Source organism: Methylosarcina fibrata AML-C10, assembly GCF_000372865.1.
GTDB classification, from domain to species: Bacteria; Pseudomonadota; Gammaproteobacteria; order Methylococcales; family Methylomonadaceae; genus Methylosarcina; species Methylosarcina fibrata.
The window spans coordinates 2,600,381-2,618,190 of sequence record NZ_KB889965.1 but is presented as its reverse complement, the minus strand read 5'-3'; the positions used below and the strand labels follow the sequence as shown (position 1 = coordinate 2,618,190).

The following is a 17,810-nucleotide window of genomic DNA, read 5'->3' as shown; positions in this document are numbered from 1 at the left end:
ATGATCTTTGGTTTTAGAATAAATGCTATTACCGGTTTTTTTGAGATTATTGTCCGATTTGATTGTTCAATTATTTTCGATACACTAAACCGTTCTCGATCAGAGCTTTGGGAACTGTTTTTAGAATGGAACCGCCAAATCGGCCGAATGCTGCCGAAGGCTTTGGAGAAGAAATCCGGCGATTCGAATCGAAAAATAACTGGCGGATTACCAACCCCGCCTGCTGGAGCTTTTACCTGATTTCCATTCTCTGAATCCCTGCCTGAAACGCGAGTTCGCTTTTTTGCGCTTTACAAGGGATCGGGGTTTCCACGATATCGTTAATCATATGCCGCCGTTACAAAGTAAAATCTGGGATTTCTGCTCGCTTTTGGCCGGCCTCTTGTTTACTTTGGCTTTTTCGCCTTTCGATTATTCCTGTTTTTCCCTTACGGCATTTTTATTTCTGACCGCCGTCTGTTTAAATCTGAATCCGGCAAGAGCCTTTTTTCGGGGCTATTTATTCGGCTTGGGCATGTTCGGCTTGGGCGTGTCGTGGGTCTTCGTCAGTATGCATCATTTTGGCGGCGCTTCGATTGCCTCAGCAAGCCTTCTGACCTTGTTGTTCGTGGTTTTCTGGGCTTTGTTTCCGGCACTTGCGGCAGGGCTGGCCGCACTGACTCCGGCGGCATCGGAAAATCATAGGATCCTAATGTTTCCCTTCATCTGGATATTGGTTGAATACCTGCGTGGCCAGTGGGTTCTCGGCGGATTTCCGTGGCTGCAAATGGCTTATTCCCAGATCGACTCTCCATTGGCAGGTTTTATTCCCATAGCCGGTTCTTACGGCACCGGTTTAATAGCGGCCTTGAGTGCCGCTCTGCTTCTGATGCTGATTAAAAACCGCAGAAAAAAACGATTAATCGCCTGCATTTTAATAAGCTTATGGAGCATCGGAGCCGGTTTAAAGTCGGTAAACTGGACCCATTCCATCGGCAAGCCGATTCAAGTCTCGTTGATCCAGGGCAATATTTCCCAGGATCAAAAATGGCGTCCCGAATACAGGGAATCCACCCTTCAGAGATACCAAGCGATGACCGTGCAGCATTGGGATTCCGACGTGATTGTCTGGCCCGAAACTTCGGTACCCGCCTATCTGGATGAAGTCGAAGAAGTTTTTATTTCTCCTCTCGGCGATGATGCAAAACGGCACGATGCCGATTTGATCGTCAGCGTTCCCGCGCATGGTCCGGACGGCGAAAAATATAATGCGGTTGTCACCTTGGGGCAAAACGAGGGCATGTACCGCAAGACCCATCTGCTGCCTTTCGGCGAATATCTGCCGTGGCAACCGCTGTCCGGCTTGTTATTGAATAGCCTCAAAATCAAATTAGGCAATTTTACTCCGGGAAAAAAGGATCAGCCGTTGCTGGTAGCGGGGGGCTATCCTTTCATTACTTCGATTTGTTATGAAGACGTTTTTAGTGACAGGGCCAGAGCGGGACTGCCTGAGGGCGCCTATCTGGTGAACGTGACGAACGACGGCTGGTTCGGTAATTCAATCGAGCCTTATCAGCATATGCAACTGGCACGAATGCGCGCGCTGGAAACGGGCCGCTTTTTGTTAAGGGCTACCAATACCGGGCTGACGGGCATCGTCGGTCCCGACGGCAAGATCAAAAGCCGGGCGCCGTTGTTTAAAGCGGTGGCTTTGACCGGGAAAATCAACCCGATGGGCGGCATGACGCCTTATGCTCGATGGGGCGATACGCCGATTATCTGGTTGATAGCCTGGGCGCTCGGTCTGATCGTTTTTCATGAGAAGTACCCGCTGAGGCCATTGCGGCGAAGCAGCCTCGATAAAAACTTCAATATCTGATGGTCGACGAGGCGCTCGCCTGGGTTTCATCGTAATATTCGACTTTTACCCGGGCCAGCCCTCGTAAGCCGATTTTTTTCGCCGCACCCTGGGATAAATCGATCAACCGGCCTTTTTTAAAAGGGCCTCGGTCGTTGACCAACACGACAATCGACTTTCCGTTCTGCAGATTCGTTACCCGAACCTTGGTGGGAAGAGGCAATGTTTTATGCGCGGCCGAAATGCCTTGAGGTCTGAATCGGGCACCCATCGCCGTCTTATTGCCCGATTCCGCTCCATACCAGGAAGCAATGCCGTACTCGCGGTAACCGATGGCCGACGCCAAGGGGTAATAGGTCTGGCCTTTGATTTTATAAGGCCTGTTGTAAGCCGCCCTGGGGTTGGGATGGCTGGAGCGGTAAGCTTTCGGTGAAAAGGACGGTAACGGCACGCTGACCGGCTTCGTCGCGCAGCCGTTGAGCGCTCCGGCCAGCAAAACCAGCACCGCCATATAGCCGGCTTTGGCCGACTGCCTGCTTTCCTGAAAATATCCTGTTGATGAACAAGCCATGAGAGGGTATCGATTTATCAATTTCTTCTTCTGATCGAGCCATTATTGTAACAACAATGCTTCGGAAAGAGCGAAATTAGAATCGATGAGCGCGGGGCTTTTGCTTCCGCTCGCCTTTTTTGCCCTAAAAAGCGTGTGGCTTTTAGGCGAACCCGCTCATTATCCGCAGCTTGCCGTGGCGCTTTCCCTGTCGCAAGGTACGACGTTTTCGAGCAGCAATAAACGATTGACGGCGGGCTTGGCGCAAAGAATTTCAGTTTCATTTTCCGGAGCGCCGGATTTTGAAACGGTTACTCCTTCTCGGGTCTCGGCAGGCTCGATGTCGCCTTCATAGTCGTGAAAGACTGAGTAGCGATATGGGCCGATGTCGAACGATAATTCGGAACGGTCGACCCGGTATCTAAAATAGTGATCGAATTTGAATTGCGCGATGGCGTTACTTTTGTCGGCGGGAAACTGCAATTCTATTTTTTCGCGCGTGCCGAAGCGGTACTGAAGATAGCTGTCTTTTTTATCCAGAGCCGGCGAAGCGCACACCGAAATCCATTTTGCAGACTTGTCGGTTATGCAGGAAAAAACGGTTTGTTCCCGGTCGAGGCAAAGGCCGTCGGCAGCTTTTGCCGAAACGGAAGCAAGAGCCAAGGCTAAAAAGCAGCAACGCATGAAAGTCCTTTAATGGTTAGAACGGTTGATACGAGGAAGCGATATTTTACTCTTTCCGGCATTAATGTTTACACTACAGGAACCCCTAATCGACGGTAACGATCTATTGTAGATCCGGATTATTGATAACCGAGAGCAAAAAGACGGAACCTTCCGTCAAACTTGAACGTGCGCTGTTGAAACCCCAATGACTGTACCGGCCCTTCCCGTAATCACTCTGCATCATCTTAACAAAAGTTATCGGGAATCCGGAGCCCGGCACGAGATTTTGCGCGAGGTAAATCTGCGGGTGATGAAGGGCGAGTTTGTCGTCCTGCTCGGACGGAGCGGTTCCGGCAAATCGACCTTGTTGAATCTGCTCGGCGGCATCGATCAGCCGGACAGCGGTCAGGTGGTGATTAACGGCACCGAGATCGCCGGACTTTCGGAACACGACCGCACTTTATTCCGCCGTCGTCACATCGGTTTCGTGTTTCAAGCCTATAACCTGATCCCGACCTTGACCGTAGCTGAAAATTTGCAGTTGCCGCTGGAATTGGTCCGGTGTTCCCGCCGGGAATTGCGGGAAAAAGTCGACGGCTTGCTGGAAAGGCTCGAACTCGGCGAGCGCCGGGAGGCCTACCCCGACCGTCTGTCCGGCGGCGAGCAGCAGCGGGTTGCGATCGCCCGGGCCCTGATTCACGACCCCGACGTGATCCTGGCGGACGAGCCGACCGGCAATCTGGATCTGGAGACGGGCCAGGCCATTCTGGCATTGTTCGATGACCTGGTCAGAACCTCGGGCAAGACTCTGATCATGGCGACGCACAGCCGCGAGGTGCTGGGCAAGGCCGACCGGGTGCTGTCCATTCGCAACAAGTCGCTGGTGGCCGAGGAATAACCGATGCGTTCCGTCCTTTATCGCGCAAGCCGTAACTTTTTATGGCGTCACCCGTGGCAACTGGCTTTGGCGATCCTGGGCGTCGCGCTGGGCGTGGCCGTCGTTATCGCCATCGATCTGGCGCTGGAAAGCTCGCTTAGTACTTTCGAGCGCGCCACCCGTGCGTTTTCGGGAGCGGCCAATTACAAGATCATTGCCGACGAGGGGGGGCTGGACGAAACATTGTATCGCCGGCTCAGAGTCGAGGAAGGCTTGAGGCACCTGTCTCCGGTAGTCTACGGTTCCGTCCGCGTATCAACCCGAAGCGACGAGGTCTTCAAGCTGATCGGGATCGATCCTTTCATCGAGAAATCGTTCGAATCGGTCTGGCAAATGCAGGAAAATGTAGGCGATACCAAAGACTGGCTGGCGCGCCTGGTGGCCGAGCCGGACACCGCGCTGATCAGCCGGCGGACAGCTTTGGAACTGGGGCTCAAAGTCAATGACGAGTTGGTGATTGACACCGGTCAAGGGCGGCGCCGACTGAAAATTATCGCCTTGATGACTCCGGTTGATGCAGTCACCGAACGGTTGTTGTCCCGGCTGGTTTTGACCGATATCGCTACCGCTCAGGAACTGTTGGGCTCGTTCGGCAGGCTCAACGCCATCGACGTGCTGATCGATCAGGATCGGCCCGACATCGCGGCGAAAATACGCCGCACCTTACCGACGGGCGTTTTACTGGTTACCGTCGACAGCCAGTCCCAGGCCGTACGGGAGATGACCCGGGCCTTCGCCATCAATTTGAAAGCCATGGGGCTCTTGTCCCTGGTGGTCGGCATGTTCCTGATCTATAACACGATGACTTTCTTGGTACTGCAAAGGTGGCGCCTGATCGGCAGTCTCAGAGCGCTTGGCGTCACCCGAAGACAGATCTTTGGCCTGATCATCGGCGAAGCATCGGCGCTGGCCGCCGTCGGCATTCTGCTCGGCGTCGTCCTCGGCATCGCCTTGGGCCAGGGCCTGCTGATTCTGATTTCGTCCACGCTGAACGATATTTATTTCCGTATCGAGTCGGCTGCGTTAATGATTACGCCCTGGCATCTGGCCAAAGGCGCCTTGCTCGGTATTGCCGCCACGCTATTGGCCGTCTTGCCGCCCGCCTTTGAAGCGACCCGGATTTCTCCGGCGGCGGTATTGGTCAGGTCGCGGCTGGAGTCGGATGTACGCCGATTAATCCGGATCGCGACCTGGATGAGCTGTATTTTTATCGCGGGCGGCCTTGGACTCGCTTGGGCTTCCGGCAAAAGCATCGGCCTGGGCCTGGCCAGCATTTTTTTGCTGCTGTTCGGCTTTGCGCTGCTGACGCCGTTATTGACGCTGGGGGCGATGAAACTGATCGAACGGATTCTGGGCCGCTTTTCCGGTATTTTGACGCGCTTGCCGGTGCGTCTGGTTTCGGCCGAGATCAGCCGGGCCGGGATAGCCATCGCCGCGCTGATGATTGCCGTCGCTGCGACCATCGGCATGGATCTGATGATCGACAGCTTTCGCCGGACCGTGGCCGACTGGCTGCAAACGACGCTTCAGGCCGATCTTTATGTGGCCTTGCCCGGCGAAAAACGGCCGGGAGCTCAGGCGGAAGCGGACCGCCGCTTAAAGGCGCGAATTGCCGGACTGGACAACGTCCGCCGGCTCAGCAGCGTCCTGCATACGCAAGTGATCGCCGAGGGCAGGCTGACCGCCGTTTCCGTCTACGAGACGAATGAAGAATCAAGAAAGGGCTTCATCTTTAAACACCCGGTCGACGATACGCTCTGGGACCGGTTCGAGCGGGAACCCACTCTGTTGGTGACCGAACCGTATGCGTATCATCAGGGTGTCAAAGTCGGCGAAAAGATTCTGCTGCAGACCGACCGCGGCGACCGGTGGTTCGAAATCATCGGCATCTATGCCGACTACAGCGGCGATCAGGGCCATCTGGCGATGAGCCGCGGGAATTACCGGCCATACTGGGCGGATTTGGGTTATTCCGGCATCGGAGTTTACGCCGAAGACGGAGCAGATCTTGACAAGCTGGAAAATCAGCTCAATCTGCTGGTGGCCGGGAATCAGTCGGTCAAATCCGAACGGGCCATTTACAAGGCTTCGATGGAACTGTTCGAAAAGACCTTTACGGTGACGGACACGTTGCGCTGGCTATCGGCCGTGATCGCTTTCGTCGGCGTGTTCAGCGCTCTGATGGCGATCCAGTTCGAAAGAACGCGCGAGTTCGGAGTGCTTCGGGCATTGGGAATGACTTCCGGGCAGCTTGCGGCGTTGATTACCGCCGAAACCGGCTTGATGGGGCTCGCCGCAGGACTCATCGCCATTCCTGTCGGTTATCTTGTCGCTTATCTGTTGATTTTTGTCATCTACCGGCGATCGTTCGGCTGGTCGTTAGCGTTTCATGCCGATTTCGCCCCCGTTTATCAGGGGCTGATTTTGGCCGTCGCGGCCGCCGTGCTGGCCGGCATTATTCCCGCGCTCAGGATGGCCCGAACCCAACCCGTGGAGGCGTTGAGAACGGAATGAACGTTAACAGAATCGCGCTGGGTTTTGCCGTATTGATTGGGATGTTGGCGGCCGCAAGCATCCTTTGGCATACCCTGTTTCCTTTCGGGATCGAGCCGGTTGCCGACCGCTCTTTCGGCGAGACCGCGGCGCAGAAAGACGAATCGTTGAGCGATCTGTTATCCAACGACGAGGCTCATTTCGAGCGGGCTCTGAAACCCCGTCCATTCGTTTTTCCGAAAGACCACGGGGCGCACGACGCCTTCCGGAGCGAGTGGTGGTATTTTACCGGCAACCTGGACGGTGCGGACGGCCGGCCATTCGGTTACGAACTGACCTTTTTCCGGTTTGCGCTCTCGGATAAAGTCCGGACCTCTCCGTCCGCCTGGCGAACCCGTCAATTGTATATGGCACATTTGACCCTGACCGACGTCCAGGCAAAACGATTCCATACCGACGAGCGTTTCAGCCGGGCCGCCAACGGATTGGCCGGAGCCGAGCCCGATCCTTATCATGTCTGGCTGTACGACTGGTCGGCCCAAGCCGAGGGACCTGCCGAATTTCCGCTGCGTTTGCGGGCCGAAAGCGACCGATTCGCCGTCGATCTTTTGCTCGATTCGCAGAAAGGTCCGGTGTTGCAGGGCGAGGACGGCTTGAGCCGGAAAAGCGGTGAGCCCGGCAATGCATCCTACTATTATTCGTATACCCGCCTGACGACCCGGGGGAGTCTTCGTATTACCGACAAGGACTACCCGGTAACCGGCAACAGTTGGATGGACCGGGAATGGAGCACCAGCGCTCTGTCGAAGGAACAGAGTGGCTGGGACTGGTTCGCACTGCAATTTTCCGACAACAGCGAGCTGATGTTTTACCGTTTGCGGCGAAAAGACGGCCGGCCGGACGAATTCAGCGCCGGCTCCCTGGTGCGGGCCGACGGCAGCAAAGTCATGCTGAAGAAACGGGACGTGATTATCGAGGAAACCGGTCAATGGCAAAGCCCCGGCACGAAGATCCGTTATCCGTCCGGCTGGCGGTTGAGGATTCCCGGCCGGCAATTGGCGGTCGAAATCGTCCCGCTCATCGACGATCAGGAACTGAACGTCAGCGTTCGCTATTGGGAAGGTGCAGTCAGGATCGCCGGGACGAAAGAGGGGCTGCCTGTTTCAGGGCGGGGCTATGTGGAACTGGCAGGGTATCGGTGAGCGTGCGGCTGAAAAACCGGCCCAAATGGAAATCATTTCGGATCATTTGATTGTCTAATTCAAAAAGCCGGAAAAATGAAGAAAGTTTATTCGAGATGTCGCTTGAACAATAAAAGAAATCAATAAAGGAAAGAGGATGCCGATGAACAAGATATTGGTGATCGGAGCCACCGGCCAGATCGGCGTGGAATTGACCGCCGCCTTGCGGAGCCGGTACGGTGCCGATAACGTGGTGGCCACCGGCTTTAACCAGTCGCCGGGCGATGCCCTGGTCAAGTCCGATCCTTATTGCCATCTGGACGTTCGAAACGCTGCGGCTCTGGACCGGATCGTCGAAGAATACCGGTGCGATACGATCTTTCATCTGGCCGCGCTGCTGTCCGCCGTCGCCGAGGAAAAGCCGCAACTGGCCTGGGACATTAACATGAACGGCCTGATCCATGTGCTCGAAACGGCCCGAATGCACCGTTGCGCGGTTTTCTTTCCGAGCTCGATCGGCGCTTTCGGGCCGGAAACGCCGGCGCTCGATACGCCGCAGGTCACCGTTCAGAGGCCGACCACCCTCTACGGCATCACCAAGGTGGCGGGCGAGCTCTTGTGCGACTATTACTGTCATCGCTTCGGCGTCGATACGCGCGGCCTGCGCTATCCGGGGCTGGTTTCCAGCAAGGCGCTGCCGGGCGGAGGCACGACCGATTACGCCGTCGATATTTTTTATGCCGCAGTGGCGTCGCAGCATTACGACTGCTATCTTCGGGCCGATACCCGGCTGGACATGATGTACATGCCCGATGCGATACGGGCCGCGGTCCGGTTGATGGAGGCGGACGGCTCGGCGTTAAGGCATCGCAATGCCTATAATGTCACCGCGATGAGTTTTACGCCCGAGCAATTGGCGGCGGAAATACAAAAACACATCCCCGGATTCCGCATTCGATATAAAGTCGATCCGGCGCGGCAGGCGATAGCCGATTCCTGGCCCCGGCACATGAACGACGAGGCCGCCCGCGTCGAATGGGGCTGGCGGGCCGAATACGATTTGCCGGTCATGGTCAAGGACATGCTGGAACAGATCGAACTCAAATTGCATAAAGGCTAGAGGGAGGTTCCGATGCCGCTGAACAAACTAGAGCCGTTGCTCAACAACAAATTACTTCAATTACAGGAGCAGGGCGTTGCCAAAGGCCGGGAAAAAGTCATTGCCGGCATCCAGCCGGGAACGGACGGTTTCGGGCCGCGCTATTTTCTGGAAGGCTGCGGCGATCGCGCTTTCCTCCGCATGAATTCCAATTCCTACCTCGGCCTGTCGCTCGACCGCCGCCTGATCGAGGCCGAAGCCGAAGCGGCCGAGCGCTTCGGTACCGGTCCCGGCGCGGTGCGTTTTATCAGCGGCACTTTTGAACCGCATCGCCGGCTGGAGCAAAAGCTGGCCGCATTCCACGGACGCGAAGCGGCCATGCTGTTCAGCGCGGCCTACGCGACGATGCTGGGCGTGCTGCCCCAGTTTATTACGGAAAACACGCTGGTCGTCAGCGACGAGCTCAACCACAACTGCATTATCAATGCCATCCGCTTGGCTCAGCCGGCACGGAAAGCCGTGTACGGTCATCTCGATTTGACCGCGCTGAACAAGATCCTGGAGACCGGCAAGGGCCAGTTCAAACGCGTCTGCGTGGTGACGGACGGCATTTTCAGCATGCGCGGCGACCACGCGCCGCTCGACCGGATCATCGCCGTCTGCGCGGAGCATGAACAGAATTACGAAGAAGGCATTATCACGCTGGTCGACGACTCTCACGGAGTGGCGGCTTTCGGACGGAGCGGCCGGGGCACCGAAGAAGTTACCGGCGGCCGGGCGGACCTTCTGATCGGCACGTTGGGCAAGGGTTTCGGCGTCAACGGCGGCTATGTCGCCGCCAGCGCCACGGCGATAGCCTATCTGCGCGAGACGGCGCCGACGTACATCTATTCGAATCCGATTACACCGGCCGAAGCGGCCGCGGCGCTGGCGGCCCTGGAAATCGTCGATAGCAGCGAAGGCTTGCAGCTTCTGGACAAGTTGCGCCGCTTCAGCGCCCGCTTGAGAAGCGGCCTGATGGCGGCGGGCTTTGAAACGTTGCCGGGCGAGCATCCGATCGTGCCGATTTTTGTCCGGGATACCGGCCGGACTTCGGCGCTGGTCGGGCATTTACTGGAAAATGATATTCTGGCCACCGGCCTTAATTATCCGGTGGTGCCTCAAGGCGACCAGGAGATCCGTCTGCAACTGTCGGCCGACCAGTCCGAACAGGACGTCGATTATCTTCTGGCGACTTTGGCCGCATTCAAAGGGTAGCCTTGATTTTAAATCATGCCGGGCCGCCCCGGCTTGTTTTTAGGAAATGCCTTCCATGAGAAATCCGGACGAATTATGGGCCGCGCTGTCGAAATCGCCGTTCCGCAGCCGTTTTCATTTGCAAAGGAAAGAGCTCGATTATTTGCAGAGCAAGGGTCTTCCGGCGATTCTCGACCATGCCGCGGATTTCGTCACGAGGCGCCTTGCGCCCGCACACTTGCCCAACGACGGCAAGCAGACTCCGTTCCGGGGTCATCCGGTGTTCGTTGCGCAGCATGCGACCGCCTGCTGCTGCCGGGGATGTCTTGAAAAATGGCACCGGCTGCCCAAAGGCCGGGCGCTGACCGAAGCCGAACAGGCTTATATCGTCAGAGTGCTCGAACGGTGGCTTGTAACCGAAATGGAACGGATCGGGCAAGATTAGTGCCTTGACTCCGGACCCCGGGAACGCCGGGTTTCTTCGCCGGTTGGACTCCGGAAAGTCATTTCAATGGCTTAGTGTCAGATCTCATAATTTTTGAAAAAATCTCACAATTGTGAAATGAAATCTCAGAATTTATGAAATGGCTAAGGACTGATTATTCTGTAAAAGTTTTTAGATGTGTGTAATGGAACCGGAGTCGGCTTGATGAGGGCTGGAAACGAAGGGATACTAAACATTCTCGGGATGGTGGTATCTCTACTGCTTACGGCGTGGGACAACAGGTGGGCTTAAGGCAAGGACATCCCGGATCAACGTGATTTGTCCTTCGCTTAATTGTCCTAATTGTTTTTTCAGCTCATTTATCTTCCGGTATTCAGGAAGTATCATTCCTTCGGGTAGCTGAAACGAACGCTGAGACTGTTCTGCACTCTCCCATGAAGCAGCTTGTTCTTGTTCATCTAATTCGGGGTAGCCGCAGAATTCGGAAAAATTAGTATGCTAAGCTGTGCTTGCGAGTTTTGAATGCCGGCTTGACTTAATTGTATCTAGTTGAAGTTTACTTGGTACAGGATTTATGCAACAAAGCCCCTAATTTCCCCAAAGCTGACAGTCCTCATCGGTGATTTTCTAGCGAGCGAAGCCTCGCGATGTCGCGCTTAGGTGGCGCTCCAAACAGGCGGGTATATTCACGACTGAATTGGGATGGGCTCTCGTAGCCGACTTGAAACGCTGCACTTGCAGCGTCCTTGTCTTCGTTTAACATCAATCGCTTTGCCTCATTCAATCGAAGCCATTTCTGGTACTGCAGCGGGCTCATAGTGGTGAGTTGCCGAAAGTGACTATGCAGGCTGGAGGTACTCATCTGCGCGTAAGCCGCGAGATCATCGATTCTGAGCGTTGCGGTGTAATTCATTTTCAGCCAGTCAATGGCCTTGGCAACGCGATGGCTCTGGCTCCCTATCGAGGCGATTTGCCACAGGCGTGCGGCTTGATCGCTCATCAACAGCCGATAGTGAATTTCCCGCTCGATCAGCGGAGCAAGTACGGGAATCGCGTTGGGTTCATCAAGCAAATCCAGCAAGCGCCGGAATGGCTGCAGTAAATCGAGTGTCACCGTACCGATTCCGATTCCCCTGTCATTTGAACGCTCTATGGGGAACGGTAACCCGCCATGCGCGATCATCTCTGCTATGACGTGGAAATCTAGCTTCAGTACCAACCCCAAACAGGGTTTGTCCGGGCTCGCCATACCCACTTGTGAATTAGCTGGCAAGTCCAGCGAAGTGATCAGGAAGCGGTAAATGTTGTAGGGGTAAGCCTCACCGCCTACAAGCATCTGTTTCTCTCCTTGAACGACGAGAACAATGCTGGGCTCCACCAAACACATTGCAGGTGGCGCGGGCGCTTCGCGCCGGAAGAAAGCGAGGCTGGGTATCGATGTCGCACAGTCCGTTTTGCCGACTGTCCATCGCCCGATATTTGCAATCATGGCTTCTCTCACGACCTCGAGTGATTTCATTTCTTGTTGTCCAAGCTGATTTTGAGTCGGCATATCTAATCTCTAAACTATTACGGTCAGAAGAATATTCGCTTGAGGCACTAATGCCAACCAATAATCCGCCATCATGTAGGATTAGGCAATAAAAACGGAGAATTGGTATATCGATGAGCGGATCATTTCGAGAAAAATACATCTCGATCCATCGCAACATGTGCAGTTGGGCATTTGATTTAACACAAAGGGCAATGACATGGAAAACTTCACATTCTTCAATCCGACAAAAATCGAATTCGGTACTGGTAAGGAACAATTGATCGGCCAGCATCTGGCCGATCACGGCACCAAAAAAGTGCTGCTCTGCTACGGCAGCGAGCGCATCAAACGGGAAGGCCTGTTCGATCTTGTGAAGCAAAACCTGGCCGAAAAGGGAATTGATTTGGTCGAACTTGGCGGAATCGTCAGCAACCCTGTGATTTCGAAGGTGCGAGAAGGCATCGCCTTGGCAAGAGAGCATCAGGTCGATGCCATTTTGAGCGTCGGCGGTGGCTCGGTACTCGATAGCGCCAAAGCGATTGCCGCAGGGGTTTGCTATGCCGAGGATGTCTGGGATTTGTTTGTCGGCAAGAGCGGCATAGAGGCGGCGCTGCCCCTGTTTGCTATCCTAACGTTAGCCGCAACGGGCAGTGAAATGAACGCCGGCGCGGTAGTCACCAATGACGAAACCAGTGAAAAGTTCTTTATCTCGGATTCAGTCTTGTATCCCAAGGTTTCCATCGTCAATCCGGCACTCATGCAAGGAGTTTCGCGTGATTATCTTGTTTATTCGGCTTCGGATGTCATCGCTCACCTGATCGAGGCTTATTTCACCGCAAGCGTGCATCCAAAGTTGCAGTCTCGTCTGGTCGAATCCCTGATCGTCACGGTGATCGAGACGACTGAGTCGCTGCTTGACGATCCGGCCGACTATGATGCCCGTGCCCAATTCGCCTGGGCGGCGACCTTGGCTTTGAATGGACTGACCTATTCCGGCGTCGCAGGCTTCAATTACCCCAACCATGCCATCGAGCATTCGCTATCGGCACTGTTCAACGTGCCGCACGGTGCTGGTCTCTCGGTAGTGGTGCCGGCCTGGATGAAGTGGTATTTTGACCGAAACCCGGCTAAGTTCGAGCGGTTTGCCAAAAACGTGTTTGGTGCCGATTCCGGAAAGCAAGGTATTGCGGCGTTAGAAAGTTGGTTCAATAAGATCGGCACCCCCACGCGCTTGCCCCAGTTGGGCATTAAGGAAGGCGAACTGCCACGCATTGTTGAAAATGTGCAGAGCAACGTTTGCATCTTCGGGATTGCCAACATCTATACTCCGGAAGTGGTGACCATCATTCTGAAGCTTGCTTTGTAGTCACTCAATTTTCAATTCGATATCAAAAGAAAGTTCCTCAATGAACAGTTATATTCCTAGCAGAAATTTTATCCGAGGCGCCGTCATTATCTGTGCAGCAATGTTGGTTAGCTCACAGGCCGTTATGGCACAAACAAATCCAGCTTCAAACGGAGGAAACATCATGCAATTGACTCAAGAGTGGGATAAAACCTTCCCGAAAAGCGACAAAGTTGACCACCAAAAGGTAACGTTCAAGAACCGCTATGGCATCACATTGGCGGCTGACCTGTATCAGCCAAAAAAAGCTAGCGCCAAACTGGCGGCGCTTGTAGTTGGCGGTCCCTTTGGAGCAGTGAAGGAGCAGTCCTCGGGCCTTTATGCGCAAACGATGGCCGAACGCGGATTCGTCACACTGGCTTTCGATCCGTCCTATACCGGGGAGAGCGGCGGCGAGCCTCGCAATGTTGCCTCGCCGGATATTAATACCGAGGATTTCAGCGCGGCAGTTGATTTTCTTGGTCTGCAATCTTTCGTCGATCGTGAGCGAATCGGCATCATCGGCATTTGCGGATGGGGCGGCATGGCGTTGAATGCCGTCGCCGTGGACCAGCGCGTCAAGGCCGTTGTGGCCAGCACCATGTATGACATGGCGCGGCTCATGTCCAAGGGCTACAACGACAGCGTGACCCTCGAACAGCGCACGCACATGCTGGAGCAACTGAGCAGGCAGCGTTGGCAGGATGCGGAGAACGGAAAACCGGCGTATGGTCCGGTTATGAATGAGCTGAAAGGCGGCGAAGTGCAATTCCTAGTGGACTATCACGACTACTACAGGACGCCGCGCGGCTTCCATCCACGAGCGGTCAACTCGAATGGCTCGTGGACGCTCACGACTCCGCTGTCGTTCATGAATATGCCGATCCTGACCTACATCAAGGAAATCTCGCCCCGTCCAATCCTCTTTGTTCACGGTGAAAAGGCGCACTCGCGCTATTTCAGCGAAACCGCCTACGCAGCCGCAGCGGAGCCGAAGGAACTCATGATTATTCCAGGTGCCGTCCACACGGATTTGTACGACCGGGTGGATGTGATTCCGTTCGATAAGCTGGCGGCTTTCTTCCGCGCCAATCTCAAATAGAGCACATGCCATGCTGCACGTCACCGCGAAACCGATAACACGCAAACGCATTCTTTGCGCTTTGCTGGGTGCCGCAGGTTCGGTAACGGCGGCGTCAAGCGTATCCGAAACAGTCATTTCCGGGAGTGACGCCGCTCCCGTTCACAAAGGAGTAGGTCGCGTGAATATCCGTATCACCATGTTGCCGTTGACCGTCACGATGCGGGATTTCGGTCCTGCCGGGAAGGTCAGCGGCACGTTGCCAAAGCGTCTTTCGGAAGAAGGAGCAGCGTCTACTGATGCCGGTGACGTGGGCGACATTGCCTATTACGCGCCGTGGGGGAATATCGCTTTCTACCGTGGGCGCGGCCCTGACGCATCCGGCGTCATCAAAATTGCAAGGATCACTTCCGGAATCGAGATGCTTAACCAGCCGGGCCAAATGCGCGTGACGATCTCTCGCGCCGACTAAATAAGGAGCAACGCACATATGTATGCAGTGAGATTAAACAACTACGGTGGTCGCGAGGTTCAGCATTTGGTGGAATTTCCCGGCCCGCATTCAGTGCCGGGCCAAGTACGCGCCAAAGTGCTTGCCGCCGGGATCAATCCGGTGGATGTCATGATGCGCGATGGTTTCCTTGCGGGATGGTTCACGGGAGCGCAGTCGCCATCCGTTCCCGGCATAGGCGCCGCCGCCACTATCGACGAAATTGGCGAAGGCATCGACCCACAGCTTGGCATCACTGGCGGCCAAGATGTAGTCGGCGGCTTGCTGCCCCTGCGGGTAGCCAAGACTTTCCCGGCGGCCGAGGCACCGGCGGCTCATCAACGCTTTGACGAAGACGGGTTGTATGGGTGCCTCATCATGGACTTCGATTGCGGCGAACATAATATCACCGCCGACATTGAAGTCATCCCTATCCAGAAGGTCAATGAAGCCTACGAAAGACGGCTCAAGTCCGGTGTGAAATATCGCTTCTCTATCGACATGGTTTCTCTCAAGTCGGAGTGAAGAAAATGCATTCATTAAAATTAGGAGTTTGATTATGAATCTCTCTTTTAAGAATAAAGTTGCGTTCGTAACCGGAGCGGCGAATGGGATCGGACGTGCCGCGGCGCTGGCGTTCGCCCGCGAGGGAGCCTGTGTAACGGTCGTCGACATTTCGGAACAGGGCAACCAGGAAACGGCCTGCCAGATCGAAGACATAGGTGGACGGGCGCTCGCTGTCACTTGCGATGTTACGCGGCTCGAGGATGTGAAGAGCGCGCTGGACCAGACTGTCGGGACGTTCGGGCGACTGGACGCCGCCTTCAACAACGCGGGCGTCGAACAGAAGCAGTTGGTCCCGCTCGCGGAGTTGGACGAAGCGGAGTGGGACCGGATCATGACCATTGACCTCCGCAGCGTCTTCCTGTGCATGAAGTACGAGATCCCGCTGATGCTCAAGCACGGAGGCGGCGCGATCGTCAACACCTCCTCGGGTGCGGGAATCATCGGCATCAAGGGCAACCCTGCGTACACCGCCGCGAAGCACGGCGTGATCGGTCTCACCCGAGCGGCGGCCCTCGACTATGCGGCGGCGAATGTCCGCATCAATGCCGTCTGCCCCGGCTATATCGACACCCCGATGATGGCTCGCTTCACCGGCGGCACCGCCGAGGGGCGGGCGAGGGTGATCTCGGAGGAGCCGATCGGGCGCATGGGTCAGCCTGAAGAAATCGCCAACGCCGTCCTATGGCTGTGTTCAGATGCGGTCCCCTTCATCATTGGCCATGCATTGGTCATCGATGGCGGCCAAACAATAATGTGATATACCCCTCAAGAGGGTAAGGGAGGCATTGATGAAACTATCCCCATCCAAGATTGAGTCAATATGCAGGGGGTTAGTATCAGTAACAATACGGCCGCCAATTTAGCATTGGATGCGATTGGTGGGGCATCGGCACTCACCGCGTTCATGCGGTCGATCGGTGACAACCAGGCACGCCTGGACCGGCGAAAACCTGATCTCAACGAGGCCACACCGGGGGACATACGCGATACGACAACGCCACTTGCGGCATCACGAAGCCTACAAACACTGTTGCTCGGCGATATCTTCTCCGTCCCGGCACGTGACGAACTAACGCAATGGATATTCGAGGACCAAGTCGCCGATGCCTTACTACGCTCAGGCTTGCCGAAGGATTGGCGAATTGTGGACAAGTCGGGGGCGGGAGGTCATGGGTCACGATCCATCATCGCAGTTGTCTGGCCGCCCAAACGATCAGCGGTCGTCATTGCCATCTATATCACCCAGACCAACATGATGGCGAGCAACCAAACCGTGTCCAGGATCGGCTCCGCGTTGGCAAAAGCATTGCAATGAGCGTTTTCAACGCTGTACGGCTGGACGCCACAGAATCAGCACACGCTTACCGTACGATTTTTTCCGTTTTGTGAGCCGACCCTCTAAATAAACTTTTTAGATTAAAGGAAGCACTGCTAATTTTCAACTTTGACAAGATTTCATAAATTATGAGATTTCTCCAAATTTTTACCTTTAATTATGAGATTTTTACGAAAACCTAATTCTCATAATTTTTGTAACTCATTGAAAATTATAGATGCTAACATTTCATTAAATCTGAGATTCGACACTTAGCATAGCCAATCCAAGTCTGGCACGGCTCCACGTCAAAGCATCCGCAAGCGAAAGGACTAAAAGCCGTCTGGTCAAGGATCAATGCGTGTCTTCCGGCCCTTCCTGGCACTCGGCTACGAATTCCTTCAGATGCTCTTTCTGCCGCGCGACAAAATCACTGCCTTGCCTGGCGGCTTGGCGGCTGACCGAAAGGATTTCCTTGCGGTATTTGCTCGCATAATAGCCGGCCAACATCCCCACGCCGAAGACGAACAGCGGGTTTTTAACCAGGGTTCCTGCCGCGCTTTTGCCGGTCTGAACGATCAGCGAAGCGGCGACGCCGGTGGCGATGCCTTTGGCGACGCGGTCGATCCGGGGCGATTCGCCGACGGGTTCGGTAGGTGAGCGCGTCATCAGGTTGCGGTCGATTTTATGCGATGGATTTCTCATGATATTTCTGAATAGTCCTATTGTTCGTGGTTGTATTTTAGAGCGTTTTCCGATTGCGCGCCGGCGCGAATTGATCCGTTCCCAGGCTGCCGGCAGTACGCGTAAATCAAGAAAACTTTATGTCGAATTTAAAAGCAATTTTTATGCAAACTTTAGCTTTCGGCAATCGGCTATCCTAAACGATCGATTCGGAGCGATACGAAGGAGGTTATTTTCCGGAGCGGCAAGAGCGGATCACTCAAAGCCGAGGCGCGCGTCTTGAGAGTCTTTGCTTTATTCGGCTGGATCCT

Annotated in this window: 17 protein-coding genes and 1 pseudogene; 14 read left to right on the top strand and 4 right to left on the bottom strand. The window is 54.9% G+C overall.

Annotated elements, in window-relative coordinates; all coding sequences use genetic code 11:
• Positions 1-240 (top strand): hypothetical protein, encoded by a 240-nt coding sequence (locus A3OW_RS27870; protein WP_157385882.1) that lies wholly within the window; start codon positions 1-3, stop codon positions 238-240.
• An 88-nt stretch (positions 241-328) separates the two neighbouring features.
• Entirely contained in the window at positions 329-1,858 is a 1,530-nt protein-coding gene (gene lnt, locus A3OW_RS0112330) for an apolipoprotein N-acyltransferase (protein WP_020563750.1), read from the top strand.
• Here the strand turns inward: lnt and A3OW_RS0112325 are convergent.
• Entirely contained in the window at positions 1,848-2,408 is a 561-nt protein-coding gene (locus A3OW_RS0112325; RefSeq protein ID WP_020563749.1) for a septal ring lytic transglycosylase RlpA family protein, read from the bottom strand. The genes lnt and A3OW_RS0112325 overlap by 11 nt on opposite strands.
• 159 nt (positions 2,409-2,567) lie before the next feature.
• The gene (locus tag A3OW_RS26465) at positions 2,568-3,071 is read right to left on the bottom strand and encodes a hypothetical protein (protein ID WP_020563748.1); all 504 of its coding nucleotides are present in this window, start codon (positions 3,069-3,071) and stop codon (positions 2,568-2,570) included.
• Between the two features lie 187 nt (positions 3,072-3,258).
• Here A3OW_RS26465 and A3OW_RS0112315 point away from each other — a divergent pair, with 187 nt between their 5' ends.
• The 6 genes from A3OW_RS0112315 to A3OW_RS0112290 all read left to right on the top strand — a co-directional run bounded on the left by A3OW_RS0112315 (position 3,259) and on the right by A3OW_RS0112290 (position 10,444).
• Positions 3,259-3,951, top strand: a complete 693-nt coding sequence (locus tag A3OW_RS0112315) for an ABC transporter ATP-binding protein (RefSeq protein ID WP_020563747.1) — start codon at positions 3,259-3,261, stop codon at positions 3,949-3,951.
• A gap of 3 nt (positions 3,952-3,954) precedes the next feature.
• Positions 3,955-6,504: an ABC transporter permease gene (locus A3OW_RS0112310; RefSeq protein WP_020563746.1), complete on the top strand. Its 2,550-nt coding sequence runs from the start codon at positions 3,955-3,957 to the stop codon at positions 6,502-6,504.
• Positions 6,501-7,685 (top strand): lipocalin-like domain-containing protein, encoded by a 1,185-nt coding sequence (locus A3OW_RS0112305; protein ID WP_020563745.1) that lies wholly within the window; start codon positions 6,501-6,503, stop codon positions 7,683-7,685. Before A3OW_RS0112310 ends, A3OW_RS0112305 begins: the two co-directional genes overlap by 4 nt.
• A gap of 142 nt (positions 7,686-7,827) precedes the next feature.
• Complete coding sequence (locus A3OW_RS0112300) at positions 7,828-8,784, top strand: L-threonine 3-dehydrogenase (RefSeq protein WP_026223547.1); 957 nt, start codon at positions 7,828-7,830, stop codon at positions 8,782-8,784.
• A gap of 12 nt (positions 8,785-8,796) precedes the next feature.
• Positions 8,797-10,020 carry an aminotransferase class I/II-fold pyridoxal phosphate-dependent enzyme gene (locus A3OW_RS0112295; RefSeq protein ID WP_020563743.1) on the top strand — a complete coding sequence of 408 codons (1,224 nt, stop codon included), beginning with the start codon at positions 8,797-8,799 and terminating at the stop codon, positions 10,018-10,020.
• Positions 10,021-10,075: 55 nt separating this feature from the next.
• Positions 10,076-10,444, top strand: coding sequence for a DUF4186 domain-containing protein (locus A3OW_RS0112290; RefSeq protein ID WP_020563742.1), 369 nt, complete (start codon positions 10,076-10,078; stop codon positions 10,442-10,444).
• 613 nt (positions 10,445-11,057) lie between these two features.
• Here the strand turns inward: A3OW_RS0112290 and A3OW_RS0112285 are convergent.
• Entirely contained in the window at positions 11,058-11,996 is a 939-nt protein-coding gene (locus A3OW_RS0112285) for an AraC family transcriptional regulator (protein ID WP_020563741.1), read from the bottom strand.
• A gap of 199 nt (positions 11,997-12,195) precedes the next feature.
• On the opposite strand from A3OW_RS0112285, the gene A3OW_RS0112280 reads away from it, so the two are divergent.
• The 6 genes and pseudogenes from A3OW_RS0112280 to A3OW_RS0112255 all read left to right on the top strand — a co-directional run.
• Positions 12,196-13,344 (top strand): iron-containing alcohol dehydrogenase, encoded by a 1,149-nt coding sequence (locus A3OW_RS0112280; protein WP_020563740.1) that lies wholly within the window; start codon positions 12,196-12,198, stop codon positions 13,342-13,344.
• Positions 13,345-13,507: 163 nt separating this feature from the next.
• A complete protein-coding gene (locus A3OW_RS0112275) occupies positions 13,508-14,464 on the top strand; it encodes an alpha/beta hydrolase (protein WP_020563739.1) in 957 nt (318 codons plus the stop codon).
• A gap of 10 nt (positions 14,465-14,474) precedes the next feature.
• Positions 14,475-14,915, top strand: coding sequence for a cyclophilin-like fold protein (locus A3OW_RS0112270; RefSeq protein WP_020563738.1), 441 nt, complete (start codon positions 14,475-14,477; stop codon positions 14,913-14,915).
• Between the two features lie 18 nt (positions 14,916-14,933).
• Entirely contained in the window at positions 14,934-15,458 is a 525-nt protein-coding gene (locus A3OW_RS28955) for an alcohol dehydrogenase catalytic domain-containing protein (protein WP_020563737.1), read from the top strand.
• 34 nt (positions 15,459-15,492) lie between these two features.
• Positions 15,493-16,257 (top strand): SDR family oxidoreductase, encoded by a 765-nt coding sequence (locus A3OW_RS0112260; protein WP_020563736.1) that lies wholly within the window; start codon positions 15,493-15,495, stop codon positions 16,255-16,257.
• A 72-nt stretch (positions 16,258-16,329) separates the two neighbouring features.
• Positions 16,330-16,815: pseudogene (locus tag A3OW_RS0112255) on the top strand (class A beta-lactamase); the annotation flags it as partial.
• A 354-nt stretch (positions 16,816-17,169) separates the two neighbouring features.
• On the opposite strand, the gene A3OW_RS26460 reads toward A3OW_RS0112255, so the two are convergent.
• The gene (locus A3OW_RS26460; RefSeq protein ID WP_020563734.1) at positions 17,170-17,520 is read right to left on the bottom strand and encodes a hypothetical protein; all 351 of its coding nucleotides are present in this window, start codon (positions 17,518-17,520) and stop codon (positions 17,170-17,172) included.
• Positions 17,521-17,810: the final 290 nt, after the last annotated feature.